Source organism: Peteryoungia ipomoeae (genome assembly GCF_004912165.1).
GTDB classification, from domain to species: domain Bacteria; phylum Pseudomonadota; class Alphaproteobacteria; order Rhizobiales; family Rhizobiaceae; genus Allorhizobium; species Allorhizobium ipomoeae.
The window spans coordinates 98,626-123,182 of sequence record NZ_STGV01000005.1; the positions used below are offsets into that span (position 1 = coordinate 98,626).

Annotated in this window: 25 protein-coding genes; 7 read left to right on the plus strand and 18 right to left on the minus strand. The window is 61.6% G+C overall.

Features of this window, described 5'->3' with window-relative positions; translation table 11 throughout:
• Positions 1-35: 35 nt before the first annotated feature.
• The 7 genes from FAA97_RS15220 (at position 36) to FAA97_RS15250 (ending at position 9,125) form a co-directional block, all read left to right on the plus strand.
• Entirely contained in the window at positions 36-371 is a 336-nt protein-coding gene (locus FAA97_RS15220) for a hypothetical protein (protein ID WP_136599419.1), read from the plus strand.
• A 2-nt stretch (positions 372-373) separates the two neighbouring features.
• Positions 374-1,258, plus strand: coding sequence for an ABC transporter permease (locus tag FAA97_RS15225; protein WP_136599420.1), 885 nt, complete (start codon positions 374-376; stop codon positions 1,256-1,258).
• Complete coding sequence (locus FAA97_RS15230; RefSeq protein WP_136599421.1) at positions 1,255-2,121, plus strand: ABC transporter permease; 867 nt, start codon at positions 1,255-1,257, stop codon at positions 2,119-2,121. Before FAA97_RS15225 ends, FAA97_RS15230 begins: the two co-directional genes overlap by 4 nt.
• A 33-nt stretch (positions 2,122-2,154) precedes the next feature.
• Positions 2,155-3,144, plus strand: a complete 990-nt coding sequence (locus FAA97_RS15235; RefSeq protein WP_136599422.1) for an ABC transporter substrate-binding protein — start codon at positions 2,155-2,157, stop codon at positions 3,142-3,144.
• A gap of 329 nt (positions 3,145-3,473) precedes the next feature.
• Positions 3,474-4,664, plus strand: a complete 1,191-nt coding sequence (locus FAA97_RS15240; RefSeq protein ID WP_136599423.1) for an efflux RND transporter periplasmic adaptor subunit — start codon at positions 3,474-3,476, stop codon at positions 4,662-4,664.
• A 14-nt stretch (positions 4,665-4,678) separates the two neighbouring features.
• Positions 4,679-8,002 carry an efflux RND transporter permease subunit gene (locus FAA97_RS15245; protein WP_136599424.1) on the plus strand — a complete coding sequence of 1,108 codons (3,324 nt, stop codon included), beginning with the start codon at positions 4,679-4,681 and terminating at the stop codon, positions 8,000-8,002.
• A 421-nt stretch (positions 8,003-8,423) separates the two neighbouring features.
• A complete protein-coding gene (locus tag FAA97_RS15250) occupies positions 8,424-9,125 on the plus strand; it encodes a Crp/Fnr family transcriptional regulator (protein ID WP_136599425.1) in 702 nt (233 codons plus the stop codon).
• Between the two features lie 12 nt (positions 9,126-9,137).
• On the opposite strand, the gene ureG is transcribed toward FAA97_RS15250, so the two are convergent.
• The 18 genes from ureG to urtA form a co-directional block, all read right to left on the minus strand.
• The gene (gene ureG / locus FAA97_RS15255) at positions 9,138-9,749 is read right to left on the minus strand and encodes an urease accessory protein UreG (RefSeq protein WP_136599426.1); all 612 of its coding nucleotides are present in this window, start codon (positions 9,747-9,749) and stop codon (positions 9,138-9,140) included.
• 35 nt (positions 9,750-9,784) lie between these two features.
• The gene (locus FAA97_RS15260; protein ID WP_136599427.1) at positions 9,785-10,492 is read right to left on the minus strand and encodes an urease accessory protein UreF; all 708 of its coding nucleotides are present in this window, start codon (positions 10,490-10,492) and stop codon (positions 9,785-9,787) included.
• A complete protein-coding gene (gene ureE, locus FAA97_RS15265) occupies positions 10,464-10,925 on the minus strand; it encodes an urease accessory protein UreE (RefSeq protein WP_136599428.1) in 462 nt (153 codons plus the stop codon). Before ureE ends, FAA97_RS15260 begins: the two co-directional genes overlap by 29 nt.
• Before the next feature lie 108 nt (positions 10,926-11,033).
• Positions 11,034-11,822, minus strand: a complete 789-nt coding sequence (locus FAA97_RS15270) for a GGDEF domain-containing protein (RefSeq protein WP_136599429.1) — start codon at positions 11,820-11,822, stop codon at positions 11,034-11,036.
• A 221-nt stretch (positions 11,823-12,043) separates the two neighbouring features.
• Positions 12,044-12,724, minus strand: a complete 681-nt coding sequence (locus FAA97_RS15275; protein WP_281281342.1) for a TIGR02117 family protein — start codon at positions 12,722-12,724, stop codon at positions 12,044-12,046.
• A gap of 4 nt (positions 12,725-12,728) precedes the next feature.
• A complete protein-coding gene (gene ureC, locus FAA97_RS15280; RefSeq protein ID WP_136599430.1) occupies positions 12,729-14,441 on the minus strand; it encodes an urease subunit alpha in 1,713 nt (570 codons plus the stop codon).
• A 4-nt stretch (positions 14,442-14,445) separates the two neighbouring features.
• Positions 14,446-15,075: a Urease operon accessory protein gene (locus FAA97_RS15285; protein ID WP_168801026.1), complete on the minus strand. Its 630-nt coding sequence runs from the start codon at positions 15,073-15,075 to the stop codon at positions 14,446-14,448.
• A gap of 29 nt (positions 15,076-15,104) precedes the next feature.
• Positions 15,105-15,539, minus strand: a complete 435-nt coding sequence (locus FAA97_RS15290; RefSeq protein WP_136599432.1) for a lysozyme inhibitor LprI family protein — start codon at positions 15,537-15,539, stop codon at positions 15,105-15,107.
• Positions 15,540-15,558: 19 nt separating this feature from the next.
• A complete protein-coding gene (locus FAA97_RS15295; protein WP_136599433.1) occupies positions 15,559-15,864 on the minus strand; it encodes an urease subunit beta in 306 nt (101 codons plus the stop codon).
• Positions 15,865-15,878: 14 nt separating this feature from the next.
• Positions 15,879-16,133: a DUF1272 domain-containing protein gene (locus FAA97_RS15300; protein WP_136599434.1), complete on the minus strand. Its 255-nt coding sequence runs from the start codon at positions 16,131-16,133 to the stop codon at positions 15,879-15,881.
• 12 nt (positions 16,134-16,145) lie between these two features.
• Positions 16,146-16,448: an urease subunit gamma gene (locus tag FAA97_RS15305; protein WP_136599435.1), complete on the minus strand. Its 303-nt coding sequence runs from the start codon at positions 16,446-16,448 to the stop codon at positions 16,146-16,148.
• Between the two features lie 23 nt (positions 16,449-16,471).
• The gene (locus tag FAA97_RS15310) at positions 16,472-17,290 is read right to left on the minus strand and encodes an urease accessory protein UreD (RefSeq protein ID WP_136599436.1); all 819 of its coding nucleotides are present in this window, start codon (positions 17,288-17,290) and stop codon (positions 16,472-16,474) included.
• Complete coding sequence (locus FAA97_RS15315) at positions 17,233-18,363, minus strand: CE1 family esterase (RefSeq protein WP_136599437.1); 1,131 nt, start codon at positions 18,361-18,363, stop codon at positions 17,233-17,235. Before FAA97_RS15315 ends, FAA97_RS15310 begins: the two co-directional genes overlap by 58 nt.
• A 100-nt stretch (positions 18,364-18,463) precedes the next feature.
• Positions 18,464-19,159, minus strand: a complete 696-nt coding sequence (urtE, locus tag FAA97_RS15320) for an urea ABC transporter ATP-binding subunit UrtE (protein WP_136599438.1) — start codon at positions 19,157-19,159, stop codon at positions 18,464-18,466.
• Positions 19,160-19,378: 219 nt separating this feature from the next.
• The gene (gene urtD, locus FAA97_RS15330; protein WP_136599439.1) at positions 19,379-20,134 is read right to left on the minus strand and encodes an urea ABC transporter ATP-binding protein UrtD; all 756 of its coding nucleotides are present in this window, start codon (positions 20,132-20,134) and stop codon (positions 19,379-19,381) included.
• 4 nt (positions 20,135-20,138) lie between these two features.
• On the minus strand, positions 20,139-21,308 hold the full coding sequence (gene urtC, locus FAA97_RS15335) for an urea ABC transporter permease subunit UrtC (protein WP_136599440.1): 1,170 nt from the start codon (positions 21,306-21,308) through the stop codon (positions 20,139-20,141).
• On the minus strand, positions 21,305-22,909 hold the full coding sequence (gene urtB / locus FAA97_RS15340) for an urea ABC transporter permease subunit UrtB (protein WP_168801013.1): 1,605 nt from the start codon (positions 22,907-22,909) through the stop codon (positions 21,305-21,307). The genes urtC and urtB overlap by 4 nt, the downstream gene beginning before the upstream one ends.
• A 269-nt stretch (positions 22,910-23,178) precedes the next feature.
• Entirely contained in the window at positions 23,179-24,468 is a 1,290-nt protein-coding gene (gene urtA / locus FAA97_RS15345) for an urea ABC transporter substrate-binding protein (RefSeq protein WP_136599441.1), read from the minus strand.
• Between the last annotated feature and the right edge of the window lie 89 nt (positions 24,469-24,557).

A 24,557-nucleotide genomic window follows, 5' to 3' on the forward strand; every position in this document is an offset into this window, starting at 1 on the left:
GGGGGTAATGCTCTCTCGACGCGAGGGATCACCCCATGAACCCTTCCTTCCTCCTCTGGCTGTCAGCCGCCATGGCCACCTTCCTCGGTGCCGCCACGGTGTCCCGCGCCTATGTCGACAATGGCAAGCTCTGGGTGCTCGCGGCCTCGCTTGCCCTTTACTGCATCGGCAATCTGATGATGGTGAAGCTGATGCGCGAAGGCGGGCTCGGCCTTGCGATCTCGGCCTCCGCCATCGCCCAGCTGGTGCTGATCAATGTCATCGCCTTCTTCCTCTTCGGCGAACGGCTGAGCATGGTGCAATCCATCGGCGTGGCGCTGGGTGTCGTTTCCATGGCCCTGATGCTCTATCCGGCAAAGGGAGGCGCGTGACCATGGCCCAACCCTCCATCTTCCGCGACCGTATCCTGCCCGTGCTGACGGTCATCCTCGCGATCCTCGTGATCTGGCACGTTTTCGTCGTCTACCTGAATGCCCCCTTCGTGCGCGACCAGGCGGCGCGTGCGGGCGAGGAAATTACCTTTTCCCAAGTGGTCGAACGCACTTTCGCGCAGGAACGCCCAATCCTGCCGGCCCCGCACCAGATCCTCGCCGAACTCTGGGACACGACGATCAACAAGGCCGTCACCTCCAAACGCAGCCTTGTCTACCATGCCTGGATCACGCTATCGGCGACGCTGATGGGCTTTGCCATGGGTACGGCACTGGGCATCGCGCTTGCCATCGCGATCGTGCACAATCGCGCCATCGACCGCTCGCTCATGCCCTGGGTGATTGCCTCCCAGACGATCCCGATCCTCGCCATCGCGCCGATGATCATCGTCGTTCTGAATTCGATCGGCATCTCAGGCCTCATGCCCAAGGCGCTGATTTCGACCTATCTTTCGTTCTTCCCCATCGTCGTCGGCATGGTGAAGGGCCTGCGCAGTCCCGACACGCTGCTGATCGACCTCATGCATACTTACAATGCCAGCCCCGCCCAGACCTTCTGGAAACTGCGCTGGCCGGCCTCGATGCCCTATCTCTTCACCTCGCTGAAGGTGGCGATTGCGATCTCGCTGGTTGGCGCCATCGTCGGTGAACTGCCGACTGGCGCTGTGGCCGGTCTCGGCGCCCGTCTGCTGTCGGGCTCCTACTATGGCCAGACCATCCAGATCTGGGCAGCCCTTTTCATGGCGGCGGGCTTGGCCGCCCTGCTCGTCTCGATCGTCGGCATGGCCCATACGCGGGTCCTCGCACGCATGGGGGTCAAGCCATGAATGCTTATCTCGTCTTCGCCTTCGTCTTCTGGCTCGGCGCCTGGGGGCTGAACGAATGGCTGGTGCGGCTTCGCCCCAAGCAGACGTCGAGCCGCCGCGCGATCGGCATCCTCGTCCCGGTCATTTTCGGCATCACCCTGCTCGTGATCTGGGAATGCATCGTCCATGGCTTTGCCATCCCGTCGATCCTGCTCCCTGCCCCCTCGATGATCTGGGGCCGCATAACCACCTCGCTGCCGACGCTCTGGGCGGATTTTCAGCAGACCTTCCTGAAATCGGTGATCACGGGCTATGTCGCCGGCTGCGGCCTCGGCTTCATCGCCGCGATCCTGATCGATCGTTCGCCCTTCCTGCAGAAGGGCCTGCTGCCGATCGGCAATTTCGTCTCCGCCCTTCCCGTGGTCGGCGTCGCCCCGATCATGGTCATGTGGTTCGGTTTCGACTGGCAGTCCAAGGTCGCGGTCGTGGTCATCATGACCTTCTTCCCCATGCTGGTGAACACGGTGCAGGGCCTCGCCTCCGCCAGCCACATGGAGCGCGACCTGATGCACACCTATGCCGCCTCCTGGTGGCAGACTTTGGTGCGCCTCAGGCTTCCCGCCGCCTGGCCTTTCATATTCAATGCACTGAAGATCAATTCGACGCTGGCGCTGATTGGCGCCATCGTCGCGGAGTTTTTCGGCACCCCGATTGTCGGCATGGGTTTCCGTATCTCGACCGAGGTCGGCCGCGCCAATGTCGACATGGTCTGGGCCGAGATTGCGGTTGCCGCACTCGCCGGCTCGATCTTCTACGGTCTGGTGGCACTGGCAGAACGCCAGGTCACCTTCTGGCATCCGTCCGTCCGTGGTGGCCGGACGTAAGACAAGAGCCTAACAAAAAAAGAGGGAACTGAAATGACTGTCAAACTCGCATCCCTGCTGCTTTCAGCCGCAGTTTCGCTCACCGCCATGCAGGCCGCGGCGGCGGACAAGGTAACCCTACAGTTGAAGTGGGTAACCCAGGCCCAGTTCGCCGGATACTACGTCGCCCTGGACAAGGGCTTCTACGAAGAGGAAGGCCTTGAGGTCGAAATCAAGCCCGGCGGCCCGGATATCGCACCGCCGCAGGTGCTCGCCGGTGGCGGCGCCGATGTCATCGTCGACTGGATGCCGTCGGCGCTGGCGACCCGCGAAAAGGGCGTGCCGCTCGTCAACATCGCCCAGCCCTTCAAGTCCTCGGGCATGATGCTGACCTGCCTCAAGGAAACCGGCATCACCAAGCCGGAAGACTTCAAGGGCAAGACGCTCGGCGTCTGGTTCTTCGGCAACGAATACCCCTTCCTGTCCTGGATGAGCACGCTCGGCATCAAGACCGACGGTTCGCCTGAAGGTGTCACAGTCCTCAAGCAGGGCTTCAACGTCGATCCGCTGCTGCAGAAGCAGGCGGCCTGCATCTCCACGATGACTTACAACGAATACTGGCAGGTCATCGATGCCGGCATCAAGGCGGAAGACCTCGTCACCTTCAAGTATGAGGACGAAGGCGTCGCCACCTTGGAAGACGGCCTCTATGTGCTGGAAGACAAGCTCAAGGACGCCGCCTTCAAGGAAAAGATGGTCAAGTTCGTCCGCGCTTCGATGAAGGGCTGGAAATATGCCGAGCAGAACCCCGATGAAGCCGCCGACATCGTGCTCGAAAATGACGCCTCCGGCGCTCAGACAGAAGAGCACCAGAAGCGCATGATGGGCGAAGTGGCGAAGCTGACCGCCGGCTCCAATGGTGCGCTCGACAAGGCCGACTACGACCGCACGGTCAAGACCCTGCTCGGCGGCGGTTCCGACCCCGTCATCACCAAGGAGCCGGAAGGCGCCTACACGACGGAAATCAGCGACGCGGCGCTGTAAAGCATATCAGCAAATAAACAAGAAGCGCGGAACCCTCTGCGCTTCTCTTGCACGATCGGTCTGCCCCTGAAAATGCAGGGGCAGACAGTGCAAAGCGGCAACAGTTTGGCGTCTCGTGGGTGCTTTTTTCGCAGCCGCGAGCAAGATTCGCGTCACTTGGTCTTGCAAGCAATTTTACAATCCCCCAACTCTACGCCAGCAACTTCCGGAACAAATGCGCATAAACCTTTCGAACTGTATCCTGATGGCCAATCAAGAGCCGTCGGGAGTGAGCCGATAGGGTGTGGTTTGCGTAACCGGAGGACACGATCACGCGAATGGGGAACAGAATGCCAGCTTCACACCGCCGCCAAACGGCCCTTCTCGCCATGGCGATTGCTCTGATGGCAGGAACAGCCATTGGTCAGGATCAGGCACCGGCCATGGCAAGCGAACAGAAGCTGCCATCCATCGTCGTCACACCGGCAAAGACCCGAATGATTGTCGACCGCGTGGTTGCCACCGGCACGATAAAAGCCGTCGAGGAAGTCTACGTCCAGCCGCTGGTGGAGGGTCTTCAGGTCAAGTCGCTGGAAGCCGATGTCGGCGACATCATCGAAGCCGGTGCTGTCATGGCGCGGCTGAATGACGATACGCTTCTTCTGCAACGCAGCCAGCTCGTTGCCAATCTGGCAAAGGCGGAGGCTGCCGTCGCCCAGAGCCGGGCCCAGCTGACCGAAGCAGAAGCCAGCCAGAACGAAGCGCTGCGGCAATTCGAGCGGACAAGCCGTCTTGCGCAATCCGGCACCGCCACCACAGCACAGCGCGATCAGGCAGAGACGGCCCTTGCCAGCGCAAAGGCGCGTCAGGTTACCGCCACTCAGGCGATTGCCGTCGCCGAAGCGGACATGAAGGTCGTTGAAAGCCAGATTGCCGATGTCGATCTGAGACTGGCCCGCACCGAGATCAAATCGCCCGTTTCTGGCACGGTTGCCGCGCGCAACGCCCGCATCGGCGCCATTGCCTCAGGTGCCGGCACACCTCTCTTTACCATCGTTCGCGACGGTGAAATCGAACTGGTTGCAGAAGTGCCGGAAGACGTTGTGCTGCGCCTGAAGCCCGGCCAGCCGGCAACGATCGCCGCGGCCGGCAAGAGTGAGCCTCTCAAGGGCACCGTGCGCCTTGTGTCGCCAGTCGTCGATGCCACAACGCGCCTTGGATCCGTCCACATTGCCATTGATGATGATGCCGCCGCGCGACCCGGCATGTTCGGCAATGCCTCGGTGACGATCTCTGAAGTGGAAGCCATTGCATTGCCGCTGTCGGCGGTGACCAGCGATGGCTCGCAGTCTACGGTCAACCTGGTCGAGAACGACGTCGTCAAGAGCGTGCCGGTCGAAACAGGCACGCAGGATGGCGCCTACGTTCAGGTAACCGACGGTCTGAACGAGGGCGCGCTGGTAATTGCCAAGGCCGGCGTCTTCGTGCGCGACGGCGAGAAGATCAATCCGGTGGAAGACACCGGCTCCGTGTCCAACTAAGGGAAGATGCCGCCATGAATTTCTCCGCATGGTCCATCCGCAACCCGATTGCGCCGATCCTGGCGTTTTTCCTGCTGCTCGTGATGGGCATCCAGTCCTTCAACGCGCTGCCGATCACCCGTTTTCCGAATATCGACGTGCCGCTGGTCGCGGTGACGGTTGGCCAGAGCGGCGCATCGCCTGCCGAGCTGGAAAGCCAGGTCACCAAGGAAATTGAAGACGCAGTCGCCTCCATCACCGGCGTCGATGAAATCAACTCGACCGTCACCGATGGACAGTCGCAAACCGTCGTCATGTTCCGCATGGAAGTGCCGACGGAACAGGCCGTTCAGGATGTGAAGGACGCCATCGACCAGATCCGCGGCGACCTGCCGGCCTCCGTCGAAGAACCCATCGTCACCAAAATCGATGTCGAAGGCCAGGCGATCCAGAGCTTTGCCGTCTCTTCACCCAACATGAACCTCGCCGAACTCTCGTGGTTCGTCGATGACACCGTCAAGCGGGCTCTCCAGGGACAGCCCGGCATCGGCCGCGTCGACCGCTACGGCGGGGCTGACCGTGAAGTCCGCGTCGAGCTTGATCCGAACCGCCTTGACGCACTCGGTGTGACGGCAGCCGATATTTCGAGCCAGCTCAAGGGCACCAATGTCGACCTCGGCTCAGGCCGCGGCCAGGTGGCCGGTGCCGAGCAATCGATCCGCACGCTCGGCGATAACCGCGATGTGCGCAGCCTCGCGGAAACGACCATCGCCCTTCCCGGCGGTCGCTTCGTCAAGGTGTCAGATCTCGGCACTGTGCGCGACACCTACGAGGAACAAAAATCCTTCGCCCGCCATGACGGCAAGCCGGTCGTCTCCTTCGCCGTGTTCCGCGCCAAGGGCGCAAGCGAAGTGACCGTTGCGGAAACCGTCTCCGAGACGCTGGAGCAGGTGCGTGCAGCCAATCCTGATGTCGATATCGAAATGATCGACGACTCGGTCTACTTCACCTACGGCAACTACGAAGCGGCCATGCACACGCTGGTCGAAGGCGCCCTGCTGGCCGTCATCGTGGTCTTTATCTTCCTGCGCAACTGGCGCGCCACGCTGATTTCGGCTGTTGCCCTGCCGCTCTCGGCCATTCCGACCTTCCTGGTCATGGATCTGATGGGCTTCTCGCTCAATCTCGTCAGCTTCCTGGCGCTGACGCTTGCAACCGGTATTCTCGTCGACGATGCCATCGTCGAAGTGGAAAACATTGCCCGCCATATCAAGATGGGCAAGACGCCGTATCGGGCAGCCATCGAAGCCGCCGATGAAATCGGCCTTGCGGTCATCGCGACGACCTTCACCATCATCGCCGTCTTCGTGCCGGTGTCCTTCATGCCGGGAATTCCGGGCCAGTACTTCATCCAGTTCGGCCTGACCGTTGCCTTCTCGGTCTTCTTCTCGCTTCTGGTGGCGCGCCTCATCACGCCGATGATGGCCGCCTACCTGATGCGTGCCGAAGATGCGATGGATGACCATCACGACAATGATAGCCTGATGATGAAGGGCTATACCCGGCTGGTGCGCGCGACCACCCGTCGCTGGTATTCACGCTTTGCCACGCTGATTGGCGCCGTCCTTTTCCTCGTCGGCTCGCTGATGCTGCTTTCCCAGGTGCCCGGCAGCTTCCTGCCACCTGAGGATGCAGGGCGCATCGTTCTGTCGGTCGAACTGCCGCCGAACGCAACGCTGGACGAAACGGAGAGCAAGACGGACGAAATCTATGCCGCAATCCGCGATATTTCCGATGTCTCCAGTATTTTCATCCTCGGCGGCACGTCTCCGAAGGGCGACCTGGAACTGCGCCGCGCAAGCGTCACCATGAACCTTGATCGCATTGAGCACTCTCTAGTGAAGACGCTGGTCAACAAGGGGCTGGGCGGCCTGCCGCTGATCGGCGGCTATCTGCCGAAGCTGCCCGAAAATGGCCGCGTGCGCCCGCAATGGGATATCGAAGAGGAGGTTTTCAACAAGCTCGCCTCGATCGCCGATATCAGGGTGCTGAAGCTCAACGACCGCGGTGAACGCGACATCTCGTTCAACTTCCTGTCGGCCAACGAAGCCGATCTCAACAATGCGGTTGCCATCCTGGAAACCAAGCTGCGGCAGGTTCCGGAGCTGGCGAATGTCAGCGCGGAAGGCGCGCTTCCGCGTCCGGAACTGCAGATTCGTCCGCGGGGCGATGAAGCAGCACGGCTTGGCATTACGGCCCAGCAGATCGCGCAAACAGTCCGCGTGGCCACCATCGGCGATATCGATGCCGCGCTCCCGAAGATTTCGCTTGACGACCGCCAGATCCCGATCCGCGTGCAAGCCTCGCTTGATCTCAGACGCGATCTGGCCGCCATCAAAGGGCTGAAGATCCGCACGGCCAGCGGCGCTGCCGTGCCGCTGTCGACCGTAGCCGAGATCACCTATTCGGAAGGCGTCTCCTCGATCAAGCGCAACAACCGCAACCGCGTCGTCACCATTGGCGCCGGCCTGCCACAGGGTGTGGCGCTCGATACGGCAACAGCGGCGTTCCGGAGCACGGTTGAAGCGGCGGATATTCCCGCCAGCGTTCGCCTGGCCGAAAGCGGTGATGCCAAGATCCAGGCCGAGATGCAGCAGAGCTTCGTCAATGCAATGCTGCTCGGTCTCTTGCTGGTGCTGACCGTGCTGATCCTGCTCTTCAAGGATGTCATCCAGCCTTTCACCATCCTGCTCTCACTGCCGCTTGCCATCGGTGGTGTGGCGGTCGGGCTGATCATCACCAACAACGCGCTGTCCATGCCCGTGCTGATCGGCATTCTCATGCTGATGGGCATTGTGACGAAGAACGCCATTCTGCTTGTCGATTTCGCCATCGAGATGCGGCGTCATGGCATGGACCGGCTGGAGGCCCTTGTGGAGGCCGGTCGCAAGCGCGCCCGCCCGATCATCATGACATCGATTGCCATGTCGGCCGGCATGTTGCCGTCCGCCCTCGGCGTGGGCGAAGGCGGCTCATTCCGCTCGCCGATGGCCGTGGCCGTGATCGGCGGCATCATTGTCTCGACCGTCTTGAGCCTTGTCGTCGTTCCCGCCTTCTTCCTGATCCTCGACGACGTCTCGCGTCTCATGAGCTGGGTCTTCGGACGCTTTGTCGGCAAGAAGGAAGAGGAAGCCGAAGCGCTTTCGCCGGAAGACCTCTCCTACCTCGCCCGCCAGCACGTGGAAGCTCTGCAGTCGATCGAAAAGCGCATCTCGGCCGTGGAACGGGGTCAGCCGTCGAACCGCAAGCCTGAGGCGAATGGCAATGTGATCAACCTGCCGCCCTTGGCGGCGGAGTGATCGCCGGAAAAACAACCTGAGAACGGGTGGGTAGGCAGCAATGCATGCCCACCTTTCCCTCCCAGAGAGATCGCGTGCCGCCTGCGGCTCACGAATGATCGCGGGGCGGACCGGGCCCGGAGGCTTGCCGGGACGCCAGACAACACCGCAACGTCACGGTGCCGGATAGATTTTGCACGGCACGAGACTATCACCGCCACCTTTTTCCCCTTGCAGCCGAAACATTTGCGCGTTGTTTGATTTCAATCAAACAGCCATTGCCGCTTGCCCAGTATGATTTGAGCGCTGGAAAGGAGCGACCCCGCCAATGGCAAGCCTTGCAAGGCCTGTCGAGACCGGATGTGCCGCTGTGAGGCGCCACTCTGCCTGAGCCGGGCAGAACTGGCCCACTCAGGTCAATCGCCCTTCTGCGCGTCCATGGATGGGGAGCCGGGAAACCGTGAACAAGATCTTGAGACTGAACACACGAGACAAGTCGACGCTGCTGCGATCGTCGTTTATCGCCCAGATGGGACCGACAGTCGTCCCTGCCATTCTGGAGCTCGTGAGCATCGTCAATGTCGAAGCCCGCGACGTTCTGTTCCGCGAGGGCGACCATGCCGATGCGTTCTACAGTGTTCTCGTCGGTTACGTCCGGCTCTACCGCCTCAACAAGGATGGCCGCGAGGCCGATATCCGCATCTGCGGGCCAAGCGACACCTTTGCAGAATGCCTGCTGGCACTCGGTGACACCTATGTCTACAACGCGCAAGCGGCCGAACCCGTGACGCTGGCACGCTTCGACCTGCAGCGCATGCGCCAGATCGCCGAGAAAAATCCGGAGGTCTTGAAGGCGGTCATCCGCTGCCTTTCCGATCACCTGCTTGTCTCGATGGACTGCATTGCCAACGACCGCCTGCAGACGGCACCACAGCGCGTGGCGCACTATCTCCTAGGCTCCGTCAATGCAGAGGAAGGCGCGACGTCGATCCGCCTGCCCTTCCAGAAAAGTCTTCTGGCGGGCAAGCTTGGATTGGCGCCTGAGGCCCTGTCCCGTGCCTTTTCCTCGCTCCGTCGTGTCGGTGTGACTGTGCGCGGTCGAACGATCCAGATCAGCGACATCAACGCCCTGAAGGACATCTGACCCGATAACGGTTCAGAGGCCACCGGTTTCTGTCAGATAAGCGACGATCTCATCGACGCCTTCGCCACGCTTGAGATCGGTGAAGACGAAGGGCTTCGCATTGCGCATGCGATCCGCATCCCGCTCCATGACGCACAAGTCGACGCCGACATGTGGGGCAAGATCCTTCTTGTTGATCACCAAAAGATCCGATCGGGTAATGCCCGGCCCGCCCTTGCGGGGGATCTCTTCGCCCTGGCAGACCGAGATGACATAAAGCGTCAGGTCGGCAAGATCGGGCGAAAACGTCGCAGCCAGATTGTCGCCGCCGGATTCGATGAAGACAATGTCGAGATCAGGGAAACGCTGGTTGAGATCGGCAATCGCCCTCAGATTGATCGATGCATCCTCCCGGATTGCGGTATGCGGGCAACCGCCGGTCTCCACCCCGATGATCCGGTCGGAGCTCAGCGCCTGCATGCGCACCAGCGCCTCGGCATCCTCGCGGGTGTAGATGTCATTGGTCACCACCGCCACCGAATAGCGATCCCTGAGGGCCCGACAAAGTTTTTCGGTCAGCGCCGTCTTGCCGGAGCCGACCGGCCCACCGATTCCCACCCGAAGCGGTCCGTTCATGGATGCCATGATCATCTTCCTGTCATCGCGGCCCGGCGCACCGCTCAAGATTGAAATAGCCGGGAATACTGGCTCTCATGCCGCATCGACAGCAGATCCGCCGTGATCGTTGCCGAGCCCAGATCATCCAAAGTCGAGCCGGCATAGAGTTTCGCAGCCTGTAAAAGCTCGGCCTCCAAACCCGCGAGGATCGTCACACCGCCACTCTGGCCGACAAGCCCGAGGCGCATGGCGACCGACACCGCCTGCGAAACCTGCGCCTGCAGAAAAGCAACAAGCGCGTCTTCGAGATCAACATCATGCGCCGAAGCGATCGCGCCAACCACAACGGGATAGGCAACCGGCCCTTCGAGCAGATCGGCAATTGGATGCGGCCAGGCGGCAGCGGCCGCGACAAAAGCGGCTCCAAGCCGCAAGCTCTCTTCATGGCGCTCTCGGGAGCTGGCAAGTGCTGCAGCAAGATCGAGAAGCGCACTCAGATCTTGGGCATCCTGATGACACCGATATGCCTCAGCCAGCAGGATCGCATCACTGCGCCAACCGCCTTCGGCCAGAAGCAGACTGAGCCACTCGGCAAGCGAGGACTGAGACACGATGTGCCCCTCGACGATGGCCGTCTCGAGCCCCGCCGAATAGCTGAAGGCCCCGGTTGGAAAGGCTGGTGAGAGCCAGGCCATGAGCCGCAACAGGCCTCGACGCCGCTCACTGACCGTGACAGACGCATCAGCCATGGCTGTGATGATGCTGGCCATGCGCTGCATGATAGGCACCGCGGACCGGCTGGAAGGCTTCGACGACCTCGGCAACCTCTGCCCCGAGCCCGATCAACATGTCCCTGATGACATGATCACGCAGGATCAGGATCCGTTCTTCCTCGATCTGGGCTGGCAGGTGCCGATTGCCCATGTGCCAGACCAGTTGGATCAGATGCAACCTGTCTTTCGCGCGCACCTCGTAGAGCCGCTCATCGGCGGCCCGGATTTCGACGCTCTCGCCGTCGTCCAGCAGCAGCCGGTCCCCTTGGGCAAACAGCACCGGCTCCTTCAGATCCAGCATGACCATTTCGCCGTCATCGAGATGCAGCAGCTTACGCCGCAAATGCCGTTCGTCATGGGAAAGAACGATGAGACCGCGGGGCGGGTCAGTGATGGTGCCGGCCGGGGCATAGGCGGTGGACCGCAGCATGGTGTCTCCGAAATGTCTATTTTTCAACCATGCACAACAATGAGGCATACTGCAAGACAGTTTCGGCTGAAGCTTCTCCTAAGTCCGTGAGCAAGCGTGGGAGCCCCGTCACGCCGGCAATATTGCCGCCTCGTCCTCAACCAGATTCTGCGCATGCACCACGCAGTTCCGCCCCGTCGCCTTGGCACGATAGAGCGCCCGATCAGCGCCGGCATAGACCATTTCCGCTCGCAGATCCGGCGTGATCTCGGCGATGCCGGCAGACACCGTGACGTTCAGGCTGACACCGGCCACCCGCATGGTTTCGCAGGCCACACGGTTGCGCGCACGCTCGACAAGGGCGAGCCGCTGAGCAATGCCGCCACCCGAAAGAATGAGGCCGAATTCTTCGCCGCCCAATCGCGCAACGAATCCCCGCTCTCCCACAACCGTCCGCAACACAGAGGCGACATCTCGGATCACCTTGTCACCTGCCTGATGACCAAAGCGGTCATTGATCTGCTTGAAGTGATCGATATCGAGAATGGCAAGCGAGGCATCGCTGCTCACCTGATCCAAAGCATCATTGAAGGCGCGACGATTGGAAAGACCGGACAGACTGTCCGTGCGGCTCAGGCGCTCGAATTCTGCTCGCGAGCGCGCAAGATCGCGGATGACTTCTCCCATCGAAAACACACAGGCGCCTGACATCATGCCGGCAAACAGCCAGGAGAGAATGACGATCAGGGTCATCGTTTCCCTCAAGGGCCCGCTGACCAGTTGGAAATGATAGAGCACCGGGGCGAGGAGAAGGCCGAACGCACAACCGAGGATGATGGAGCGAAAGGCTACCCGGAAAGCCAGCCGCCAAAGGGCTGCACGGCGATCCAGGAACGGCGCCTCCGTTCCGAGCATCATCCAATTCCGTCCAAGGTTCACCGTTCCAGTCTCCTGATCTACCCCGGTGAATTAGGGGGCGAAACCTTCCGCAATCCTTAATGAAATCGCTAAAGTCTGGCCCAACGCACAACTGAATTCCATCAGCCCAAATTTGGTGAAAACCGGGATGGGCTGAATGAGAAAGTGCCGATAATGCCTTGGCAAATGCCAGATCGTGACTGCTTGTCGAGAGCGAGCAGCTACCCCGAGTAACCAGCATGAACATCAAGCGAAAGCTCAAGCAATTGCGGCAACGGCGTCCAGAAGCCGGTCGTGATCCCGGCCTCTCGCAGCATGGCCGCCGTCCAGGTGTTGCAGCCAATAAGGGCGTTGAACAGGCCTTCCGCTTCATAGAAGCGATCAACGGACCCATAACCTGCGCCTTCGATGATCATGAGCCGTCCCTCCTCTCGGTTGAAGCTGCCCCGGATTGCAGCAAGCAGCCGGCGGTATCCGTCGTCCGTGAGGTCAAGAGTACGTACCTGCGAATGGTCAAGCGCGATATCGGCCGCGAGATCCACATGCATCACGGCCCTGTCGACCGTCAGCGAACGCAACACCGGCAGCGGCTTGAGGTCCGACCACTCAGGCGTTTCCAGATAAAATGACCGCCCGCCCCAGCCGATCACCAGATAGGTGCCCTCGCCCGTATCCAGCGGAAAACCATCGGCGACAAGGTCGGCAAAGGCGTCCCGCACCGTCCGATCGAGCGGCAGCGCGAGATCGGTGTGGATCGGGTTTGAGAGGACCAGGATCTGCCGCGTCCGTGACGCAGCCTCATGCGACGGCGACACGAGCGGACGCGGCACGAGGACACCGAGGCAAACCGCCATGATGAGACCGGCAATGCAGCCGGCCGCGCTGCGGAGGATACGTGCCAAACGCTTAGAACAGGAAATAGCGCTGCGCCATCGGCAGCTTCGTCGCCGGCTCGCAGGTCAGAAGCTCACCATCCGCACGAACTTCATAAGTTTCTGGATCAACTTCAATATGCGGGGTCAAGTCGTTGTGGATCATCGATTTTTTTGAAATTCCACCGCGCGTGTTCTTGACGGCGACCATCTGCTTGGCCGTGCCGAGCCGGTTTGCAAGCCCGGCATCCAGCGCCGCCTGGCTGACGAAGGTCACCGAGGAATTGGTGCGCGCCTTGCCATAGGCACCGAACATCGGACGGTAATGCACCGGCTGTGGCGTCGGGATGGAGGCATTCGGATCGCCCATCGGAGCTGCCGCAATCACGCCGCCGAGCAAAACCATGTCCGGCTTCACGCCGAAGAAGGCAGGGTTCCAGAGCACGAGATCAGCGCGCTTGCCGACCTCGATCGAGCCGATTTCGTGGGACACCCCATGCGCAATGGCGGGGTTGATCGTATATTTCGCGACATAGCGCCGTGCGCGCATGTTGTCGTTGTCGCCGGTCTCGGACGGCAGTGCGCCGCGCTGGCGCTTCATCTTGTCCGCCGTCTGCCAGGTACGGATGATCACCTCACCGACGCGGCCCATGGCCTGGCTGTCCGACGAGATGATCGAGAAGGCGCCGATGTCGTGCAGAATATCTTCCGCCGCAATCGTTTCCTTGCGGATGCGGCTTTCGGCAAAGGCAATGTCTTCCGGGATCGAGGACGACAGGTGGTGGCAGACCATCAGCATGTCCAGGTGCTCGGCCACCGTATTGACGGTGTAGGGGCGCGTCGGATTGGTCGATGACGGGATGACGTTCATCTGACCGCAGATCTTGATGATATCGGGCGCATGGCCACCGCCTGCCCCTTCCGTATGGAAAGCATGGATGGTGCGTCCCCGGATCGCACCGATCGTATCCTCGACGAAGCCGCTCTCGTTCAGCGTATCGGTATGGATCATCACCTGCACGTCGAACTGATCGGCAATGGAGAGGCAGCAGTCGATGGCGGCTGGCGTCGTGCCCCAGTCCTCATGCAGCTTGAGCGACGTCGCCCCTCCAAGCACCATCTCCTCCAGCGCCCCCGGCAGCGAGGCGTTGCCCTTGCCGGCGAACGCAAGGTTCATCGGAAAGGCGTCCGCCGCCTCGATCATCCGCGCGATATGCCACGGGCCGGGCGTGCAAGTCGTGGCAAGCGTGCCATGCGCCGGCCCCGTACCACCGCCGAGCATGGTGGTGAGGCCGCTCATCAGTGCCTCCTCGATCTGCTGCGGGCAGATGAAATGGATATGCGCATCCATGCCGCCGGCGGTGACGATCTTGCCCTCCCCGGCGATCGCTTCCGTGCCGGGACCGACGATGATCGTCACATCCGGCTGCGTGTCCGGGTTGCCCGCCTTGCCGATGGCAACGATGCGGCCGTCCTTCAGGCCGATATCGGCCTTCACGATGCCCCAGTGATCGAGGATCAGCGCATTGGTGATGACGGTGTCGACCGCGCCGTTCGCGCGCGTCACCTGGCTCTGGCCCATGCCGTCGCGGATGACCTTGCCGCCGCCGAACTTCACCTCTTCGCCATAGGTGGTGAAATCCTGCTCCACCTCGATGAAAAGCTCCGTATCCGCAAGCCGCACCTTGTCGCCTGTCGTCGGGCCAAACATCGAGGCATAGGCCGCACGGGACATCTTGTAGGACATGGGGTCAGGCTCCTTGGGAGAGGGAGGATGGAAGGAGGGTTTCGAGCCGCATAAGCCGGCCGCCGCGCACCAGGCTGTCGGCAAGCTGGCGCTCCGCATCGAAGGGATGCCACTCCCAGCCGCTATGGCCGAAACCGGCAAGCACCAGCAGGGCATCGTCATATTCAGGGTCGGACACCAAGGCCTGGATCAGGACCATGCCGCTCGACGGCACGACATAAGGTGCAGGACTGTAGCTCGTAAGCGCTGTATCCAGCGCGTCATGCACGGTTGCGGGAATGATCCGATGCCGCTTGTCATGAGCTGCCGCAAACTGCGCAAAACCGGTTGTGTAGTCGTCGCAAAAATCGTCAAGCTCCGGATGCGTGACGGCGAGTTCCGCCCGCATGGCGGCAAATTTCTGCGGGTCGCGGATCGACCAGATCTCCTTGGCCGAGCTGACAGCTTCGCTTTTTCGCCACCGGGGATCGGCCAGCATCTCAGCGCCGGGTCTGCCCGTATTGCAGACAGCCACCACATCGGTCCGCGTTCCCGCAGCACCGAAATTGCGGCAGCCGTTGAAGCGGATCACGACATCGCCGGCATCGATAACATCGGCCGCTTCTCGCCCGACGTCACCATTGCCGACAACCATGATCCGCCGCGCGCCCACCATCAACCGCCTCAGTTCGCGTAGAACTCGGCGAGGGACTTCAGTTCCTCGACACGTTTCTCGGTCAACTCCTTCAGGCAGGACATGTTCAGCAGGGGCTCCATGCTGCCGCCATGCGCTGTATAGGCTTCAAGCTCGCAGCTCGCATCGCGATAGGACAGCCAGGCACGCTGCGACTGAAGCAGGCGCTTGGCGGCCCCATTGTCGTTATCAGGCGGCGTAGCCTTGTCCCAGCTCAGCAGCACAGCGCGGGTCTTGCTCCACTGCGCGTTCAGCTCTGCATCCGCCTTGCGAAAGCTGTCGCCGGCACACTGGTTCATGTCCGCCTGCGTCACCGGATTTTTGCAGTCGACATCGGCCACATCCTCACTGAACGCCGGCCCATCCTTGAGGAGCACACAGCCGCACAGCATGAGGATCGCGCCCCAGGTCATCGATTTGGCCATCCTGTCCTCTCTTTCATGTTCAAAGACCACCCATCACCTTCTGCCGAAAGCCATAGACTTCGCGCTTGCCGGATAGAGGGATGAGCGTCACCTGCCGCATCTGTCCCGGCTCAAACCGCACGGCGGTGCCTGCCGGAATATCGAGCCGCATGCCGCGTGCCGTCTCGCGATCGAAGATCAGGCCGGCATTGGTCTCGTAGAAATGATAATGGCTGCCGACCTGAACCGGACGGTCGCCGCTGTTGGAAACCTCGATCGTCACCGTCGGCTGGCCGGCATTGAGTTCGATATCGCCGCTCTGTGCAATGATTTCACCGGGGATCATGCTGAAACTCTCCTTCAGGCGACGCGCGAAGGCGGGCAGCCTTCCGCTTTGAGGATACGCCTGGTCGATGCCGGATTGTTGACGAGCCGCGCGGCTGGACGAATCGGAAGCCGCACCAGCTCCCCGCCGCAGTTCGGGCAGACACCGGCAAGGGCCGTCCTCGCGCAATCGGCGCAGAAGGTGCACTCAAAGCTGCAGATCATCGCCACGCTGTCAGGTGGCAGGTCGGTATCGCAACATTCGCAGTTCGGTCGAAGGTCGAGCGCCATCGTCACATCTCCTCAGCGGATCGGTTCGTGCACCGTCACAAGCTTGGTGCCATCGGGAAAGGTTGCTTCGATCTGCACATCATGGATCATTTCCGCGATGCCTTCCATGACCTGGTCGCGCGTGATGACATGGGCGCCGGCCTCCATCAGGTCTGCCACAGCGCGTCCGTCGCGCGCCCCCTCGACGACGAAATCGGTGATCAGCGCAATCGCTTCCGGGTAGTTGAGCTTCACGCCCCGCTCCAGCCGACGCCGTGCCACCATCGCAGCCATCGAGATCAGCAGCTTGTCCTTTTCGCGCGGCGTGAGATTCATGTTCGCTCCAATGGCCCTGGTCGTTAGAGAGTCCAGACTTTTGGCACAGACGCACCCCCACGCAAGGCCGAAATGACGGGGATGAGGATTTTTCTCAAGGCAAAGCCGTCATCCGCTGTGATGCGCGCAACAAGCTTGCCATTCCAATGACTTACGCCGCCTAAATTTTCACCGATACGGTCACGGATTGGGCAGAGCAGCGCTTCGGCAAGCGGCCCTGTGTAGAAGACGGTGGCAAAGGCGACTCGGCCGGACAGGACGGATTTCGCCGCCGTAATGGCTGCGACATCGCCGGAAAGACGCAGGTCTTCGGCATGCAGCAGCCGTCCCTCGCGGCGAATGCGCCAGCGGTCGCCAACGAACCCCTGGCGCATCGCCTCGCCCATCGCCTTGCGGCCTAAGAGGATGGCCTCGACGGCGAGGAACTCCGCATCTGCGGCCAGGTCCACCTCAAGCCTTCGGGTGAGCGAGGCCCTGTCAAAGAGGATGCTTTCCTGCGGCAGCCAATGAAATTTGGCCCCGGCCCCCACATCGATTGTCGTGGTCACGGCACCCGTGCCGCTGGCTGCCTTGTAGATCTTCTCGCAAGCTTGCGTCGTTGCGGTCACGAATGAGCCGGGCCCGGCGCGAAAGCCCCAGTCGAAGGCATCGCCGCCGGTGATTCCGCCGGCGGTGTTGATCGTCACCGCCTCGAGTTCATTGGTGAAGCTTTGCGGAAGGCGGATCTTGGCCGCGCCTTCCTGGTAGAGCTCGGCGATGCGGGTGCGCCCGCCAAGCGACTTGGTTACAAGTCGCCCGATACCGCGGGCACGCTGCTGTCTGACGTGATGGACTGGCTGCACGCTTTCCCCTGTCCGGGCTTTGCTCCCGGGGCATCGTTGTTTGCGGTTACGCAGGTCGAGGCGCTGGCCTTTTCGGCCATCAGCTCGCCACCCGAACCCTGGAAGAAATTCCACATGCGGTCCGTCGCATCAACCTCGCGAATGGCGGTTTCGTCCGTCGAGGCGAGACGGAACAGCACCGAGCGGGCCGGCCAGGCATGATCGGCGCTCGCAATCACATAGGAAACGACACTGGTGCCGGCACGGCAGCCGACATAGCTGGAGACATCGACCGCCTCCCCCGCCTCGGCGACGGGCCGACGGTCGCAGCCGTTCAGCTCCGCCCAGCGGGCAAGCGCGACGGCGCCGCCGTAGCGCCAGTAATCCTTGCCGCCGCCATCGAACGGGTTGACGTGATCCTTCTTGCCCGAGAAAGCGATGATCGAAACGGGCCTGGTCGGCTGGCAACTTTCGCGCTCAGGACGCCACACGCCATTTTCCTCGATCGGCGTGCCCGCCCGGAGGCCCATGACGAAGCCGGCCGCGGCAAAATCGGCAAAGCCGTTGCAGATATATTGCGACAGCATGCGTCCGCCGCCAGAATAACCCGAGGCGAAGACCTTGGTGTTGTCGACGCAGAAGCTTTCCTTGGCGAGCTTGACTGCGTCGCGGATGAAAGCGGCATCGTCGGCGCCGTCACGCTTGGTCACGCCCGGCACGTTCCAGGCAAAGGTGTTGGGCAGCTCGCCTTTCAGGCTGCCGGCAAGGGCCATGACGACGAAGCCTTCGCGCTCGGCCACCTCATCCCAGTGGCTGCGCTTCAGCTGCACATCGGGATTGCTGTTCGACCCATGGAAATCAAAGACCAGCGGCACTTTCTTCTTGCCGGTGTAGCTCGACGGAATGACGTAGACGGCCTGGCGCTCCACCCCGCCGGACTGGAAGGTCAGGGCGTGCCGACCCGGCTCGATCGCAACGCCGCAGCCGGTCGCGGCTTGCGCGCCGGCGGTCGACAAGCCGAACAGAAAGATACCCGCGATCACACGAACGACGCCGCGTGCCCGCACGTGAGAAGAGACCGTGCTGGTTGTCATGGATGTGCCTTCGATTAGCAGATGCGCGAGCATTACCACGCCTGTCTCCAGCATCAACCCGTTAGCCTTAACAAATCAACAACGCAGCCTTGCGCTCAGATCACACGGTAAGGTGGCGCCGCGCCTCCGGCGTATCCAGCGTCTCGGCAGCCCCCTCATGCACGATCTCGCCGCGATCCATGATGTAGACATGGTCGGCCAGCTCCCTGCAGAAATCCAGATACTGCTCGACCAGCAGGATCGCCATGCCGGTCGTATCGCGCAAGTAACGGATCGCCCGACCGATATCCTTGATGATCGACGGCTGGATGCCCTCGGTCGGCTCGTCGAGCACGAGGATCTTCGGCCGCGTCACCATGGCACGCCCGATTGCCAACTGCTGCTGCTGACCACCCGAGAGGTCCCCGCCGCGCCGCGACAGCATGGTGTCCAGCACCGGAAACAGGCTGAAAATATCGTCGGGAATGTAGCGATCCTTGCGATCAAGCGGCGCATAGCCTGTCTCGAGATTTTCCTTCACCGTCAAAAGCGGAAAGATCTCGCGGCCCTGCGGGACGTAACCCACTCCGGTCCGTGCCCGGTTGAACGGCGCCATGTCGTTGAGCTTCGTGCCATTGAAGGTGATCGTTCCGGCCGATACCGCATGCTGACCGGTAATGGCCCTCAGCAGCGACGACTTGCCGACGCCGTTTCGCCCGAGCACGCAGGTGATCTTGCCCATTTCGGCATTGATGGAGACGCCACGCAATGCCTGGGCCGCGCCATAGTGGAGATTGATGGTGTCGACTGTCAGCATTATGCGAGCTCCTCACTATGTTGGCGCGAGGGGTTACCCCCCTCTGTCACTGCGTGACATCTCCCCCACAAGGGGGGAGAGTGGAGCCAGCCAGCCAGCCCCGCGATAATCTGAACGCTTGCAGGGAGGCGAGCGAGCAGCGGCGTGCCGCTCTCCCCCCTTGTGGGGGAGATGCCCGGCAGGGCAGAGGGGGGTATCCCGAGAACTGCGCTCATCCGATCACCGCCCCAGATAATTCTCAATGACCTTCTGGTCATTGGACACGAAATCGATCGAACCTTCCGCCAGCACCGAGCCTTCTGCAAGGCACGTCACCTTGACGCCGAGGTCGCGGATGAAGCCCATGTCGTGCTCGACCACAACGACCGCGCGGGTCTTGGCGATCTCCTTGAGCAGAATGGCTGTCTCGGCCGTCTCTGCGTCGGTCATGCCGGCCACCGGTTCATCGACGAGAAGAAGCTTCGGCTCCTGCGCCAGCAGCATGCCGATCTCCAGCCACTGCTTCTGACCGTGTGAGAGATTGGCCGCCAGATCGTCTTTTCGCCCCGTCAGGCGCACCGTCTCGAGGATTTCCTCGATGCGGGCCTTGTCGGCTGGGCTCAGGCTGTAGAACAGAGTGGCAAAGACGCCGCGGCGGCGGTTGAGCGCCAGTTCCAGATTGTCCCAGACGGTGTGGCTTTCGAACACCGTCGGCTTCTGGAACTTGCGACCGATGCCGAGCTGGGCAATTTCGGCTTCGTCGCGCTTGGTCAGGTCCACCTTGCCGCCGTCGAAATAGACCTCGCCGCTATCTGGCCGCGTCTTGCCGGTGATGATGTCCATCATCGTCGTCTTGCCGGCGCCGTTCGGGCCGATGATCGCCCTGAGTTCGCCCGGCTCGACGATGAAGGACAGCGCGTTCAACGCCTTGAAGCCATCGAAGGAAACGGAGACGCCACTCAGATAGAGAAGGCTGCTGGTTGTCTGGTCGCTCATGATCTCACTCCGCAGCCACCGGGGTTGCCTGGGGTTTGGTGTCATTGGCCGCCGCGTCTCGCTCCGCCGCCTGACGGAAGTCCTTGCGACGTGCCAGATAGGCCTGAACCGTACCGACAATGCCCTTGGGCATGAACAGCGTCACGCCGATAAACAGGCCACCCAGCGCAAACAGCCAGAGTTCAGGGAATGCGCCGGTGAAATAGCTTTTGCCGACATTGACGAGGATCGCGCCGATGATCGGACCGATCAGCGTGCCGCGTCCGCCGACGGCCGTCCACACCACGACTTCGATGGAATTGGCTGGCGCGAATTCGCCCGGATTGATGATGCCGACCTGCGGCACGAACAATGCGCCGGCAATGCCCGCCATCATGGCCGAGACGGTGAACGTGAAGAGCTTGATATTCTCGACCCGGTAGCCGAGGAAGCGCACGCGGCTCTCCGCATCGCGCACGCCGACCAGCACCTTGCCGAACTTGGAACGGGTGATACCGGAGGCAAGCATGAGGCAGACAGCAAGGAAGATGGCCGAAAGCGCGAAGAGCACGGCCCGCGTCCCGTCCGCCTGAACGGAAAAGCCGAGGATTTCCTTGTAGTCGGTGAGGCCATTATTGCCGCCGAAGCCCATGTCGTTGCGGAAGAAGGCGAGCATCAGCGCATAGGTCATGGCCTGGGTGATGATCGACAGATAGACGCCGTTGACCCTTGAGCGAAAGGCGAACCAGCCGAAGACGAAGGCAAGCAGGCCGGGCACGATCAGCACCATCGCCATGGCGACGGGAAAGGAATCCATGCCATGCCAGAACCAGGGCAGCTCCTTCCAGTTCAGGAAGACCATGAAATCGGGAAGAATGGGATCGCCATAAACGCCCCTGCTGCCGATCTGGCGCATCAGATACATGCCCATGGCATAGCCGCCGAGCGCGAAAAAGGCGCCATGGCCAAGCGAGAGAATGCCGCAATAGCCCCAGACGAGATCCAGCGCCAGCGCCAGCAGCGCATAGCAGAGATACTTGCCGAACAGCGACATGACATAGGTCGGCACATGCAGCGGGCTGCCCGGCGGCATCAGGAGGTTGAGTGCGGGGACAAGCAGTGCGACGGCGCAGAGAATGCCGGCAACGATGAGGATCTTGCCTTCGAGTGCGCGCAGGATGAAGCCCGTAATCATGCTTCCACCGCCCTTCCCTTGAGCGCGAACAGGCCGCGCGGACGTTTCTGGATGAAGAGGATGATCAGCACGAGCACGAGGATCTTGCCGAGCACAGCCCCGACGGAGGGTTCGAGGAACTTGTTCAGGATGCCGAGCGAGAGCGCCCCGACCAGCGTGCCCCAGAGATTGCCGACGCCGCCGAAGACCACGACCATGAATGAGTCGATGATATAGGCCTGGCCGAGGTTCGGAGAGACATTATCGATCTGGGAAAGCGCCACCCCGGCGATGCCGGCGATGCCGGAGCCGAGCGCGAAGGTGAAGGCATCGACCCAGGGGGTGCGGATGCCCATGGAAGATGCCATGCGCCGGTTCTGCGTCACGGCGCGCATCTGCAGGCCAAAGGCGGATTTCTTCATCAGCGCGAGAAGCGCGAAGAAGATGGAAATCGAAAACAGCACGATCCAGAGCCGGTTCCAGGTGATCGTCATGCCGCCCAGCGCAAACGCGCCCGACATCCAGGACGGATTGCCGACCTCCTGGTTCGTCGGGCCGAAGAATGTCCGGATCGTCTGTTGCAGGATCAGCGAGATGCCCCAGGTCGCCAGCAGGGTCTCAAGCGGCCGTCCATAGAGAAAACGGATCACGCCACGCTCGATGATGAGGCCGATGGCGCCGGTCACGAGGAAGGCGACTGGCAGCGCAATCGCCAGCGACCAGTCGAAAAGTCCGGGATATTCGGTGCGAATGATCTGCTGCACGACAAAGGTGGAATAGGCACCGATCATCACCATCTCGCCATGCGCCATGTTGATGATGCCCATGACGCCGAAAGTGATGGCAAGGCCGATGGCTGCCAGCAGCAAGACCGAGCCGAGCGAGACGCCGTACCAGACATTCTGCGCGCCGTCCCAGAGCAGCAACTGACCTTCCAGCCCGGCAATCGCCGCATCGAGTTCGGGCTTCAGGCTCTCGTCGATGGTCGAGGAGACCGACATCAGGATGCCGATCGCCTCCCGTCCGCCAAGCGAGGCAACGGTTTCGATGGCCGCGCGCTTGGCGTCGGCGGGTCGGTCCGAGGCAAGCACGGAAACGGCCCTCGCCTCCTCCATCCGCGCCTTCACCTGCGGATCGGTTTCCTTGGCCAGCGCGGCTTCCACAAGCTCCAGATTTTCAGCACTCGGCGATTGCAGCACCTGCTGTGCCGCCTGCATGCGCACCGCCTTGTCGGGGCTGAGCAGCGTCAAACCGCCAAGCGCTGAACGGATGGCCCGACGCAGATTGTTGTTGACCTTGATCTTGGTGAAGGCTGCCTTAGGCGCCTCGCCGATTGCAGCACCCGTCAGCGGATCGATGGCCACAAGATTGCTTCCTGCCGCCTTGGTGATGACCACCTGGCCATCTTCCTTGCGCATATAGAGATCGCCTTCGGCAAAAGCCTCCAGCGCCGGCACGATCTTCGGATCGCCGGTCGCAGCAATCTCGCCGATCAAGGCTTCCGCCTGCTTGAAATTGGCTTTCCCGAGCGCGTTGATGAGGCTGCCCGGATCGCTCTGCGCCATCGACGGCGCGGCGAAAGAAATGAAAAGGATAAGTAGTGAAATCAGACGCATAAGCATTCTCTTGTCCCCCGGTTGGCGGGGCGGCGGAACTGCATAAGCCCCTCATCCGCCTGCCGGTACCTTCTCCCCGTGAACGGGGAGAAGGGAGCTGTGGCATGCCAAGCGAGCGTTACCCCCTCTGGCCTGCCGGCCATCTCCCCCACGAGGGGGGAGAAAAATCGCGGCACCCGCATCGATCCGCATAAAGCTCGGCGGAGCCGCCGGGTTAAAGCCCTCCCCCCTTGTGGGGAGGGTTGGGAGGGGTCTTTGCCCCGGGCGTGGTGGGATCAGCTGCCCTTGCCGCCGCACTTGCCGGTGGCGACGTTGAAGTTGCCGCACTCCATCGGCTTGCGCCAATCGGAGATCAGGTCCTTCGAATCCGGCAGGTAATCCGACCATTCGTCGCCGACGACAGCAGGCGTTTCCTGGACGATTTCGAACTGGCCGTCGGCCTGGATTTCGCCGATCAGCACCGGCTTGGTGATGTGGTGGTTCGGCATCACGGTCGAGGTGCCGCCCGAGAGGTTCGGAACGGAGACGCCGATGATGCTATCAAGCACGGCGTCGGTCTCGGTCGTGCCGGCAGCCTCGACCGCCTTTACCCAGGCATTGAAGCCGATATAGGCGGCTTCCATCGGGTCGTTGGTGACGCGCTTGTCGTTCTTGGTGAAGGCGTGCCACTGCTCGATGAACTCGGCGTTCACAGGCGCATCGACGGACTGGAAGTAGTTCCAGGCTGCAAGATGGCCGACGAGCGGAGCGGTATCGAGACCGGCCAGCTCTTCCTCACCGACGGAGAAGGCGACGACCGGAATGTCTTCGGCCTTGATGCCCTGGTTGCCGAGTTCCTTGTAGAAGGGAACGTTGGCATCGCCATTGATGGTCGAGACGACGGCGGTCTTCTTGCCGGCCGAGCCGAACTTCTTGATGTCGGAGACGATGGTCTGCCAGTCGGAGTGACCGAAGGGCGTGTAGTTGATCATGATGTCTTCTTCGGCAACGCCCTTCGACATCAGATAGGCTTTCAGGATCTTGTTGGTCGTCTGCGGGTAGACATAGTCGGTGCCCGCGAGAACCCAGCGTTCGACGCCTTCGTTGTCGGCCAGGTAATCGACGGCCGGAATGGCCTGCTGGTTCGGAGCGGCACCCGTGTAGAAGATGTTGCGCGAGGATTCCTCACCCTCATACTGGACCGGATAGAACAGGATCGAGTTCAGCTCTTCGAAGACCGGAAGAACCGACTTGCGCGAGGACGAGGTCCAGCAACCGAAGACGGCGGCAACCTTGTCCTGCGAGATCAACTGGCGGGCCTTTTCGGCAAACAGCGGCCAGTCGGAGGCCGGGTCGACGACGACGGCTTCGAGCTTCTTGCCGAGCACGCCACCCTTCTTGTTCTGCTCTTCGACGAGCATCAGCATGGCATCCTTGAGCGTCGTCTCGGAAATCGCCATGGTGCCGGACAGCGAATGCAGGACGCCGATCTTGATCGTGTCTTCCTGGGCGAGTGCGCCGTGGAAGGCCGTCGTCGACAGCATGGCGCCAAGCAGCGCGCCCGTCAGTTTCATCTTCATGGACATTCTCGTGATCCCCTCTTCTTGTTCGCAACCGGTCGGTTAACGAAATCTCACCGTTGCTGAAGGGGACTATCGGATGCTGCGGCGCAAAA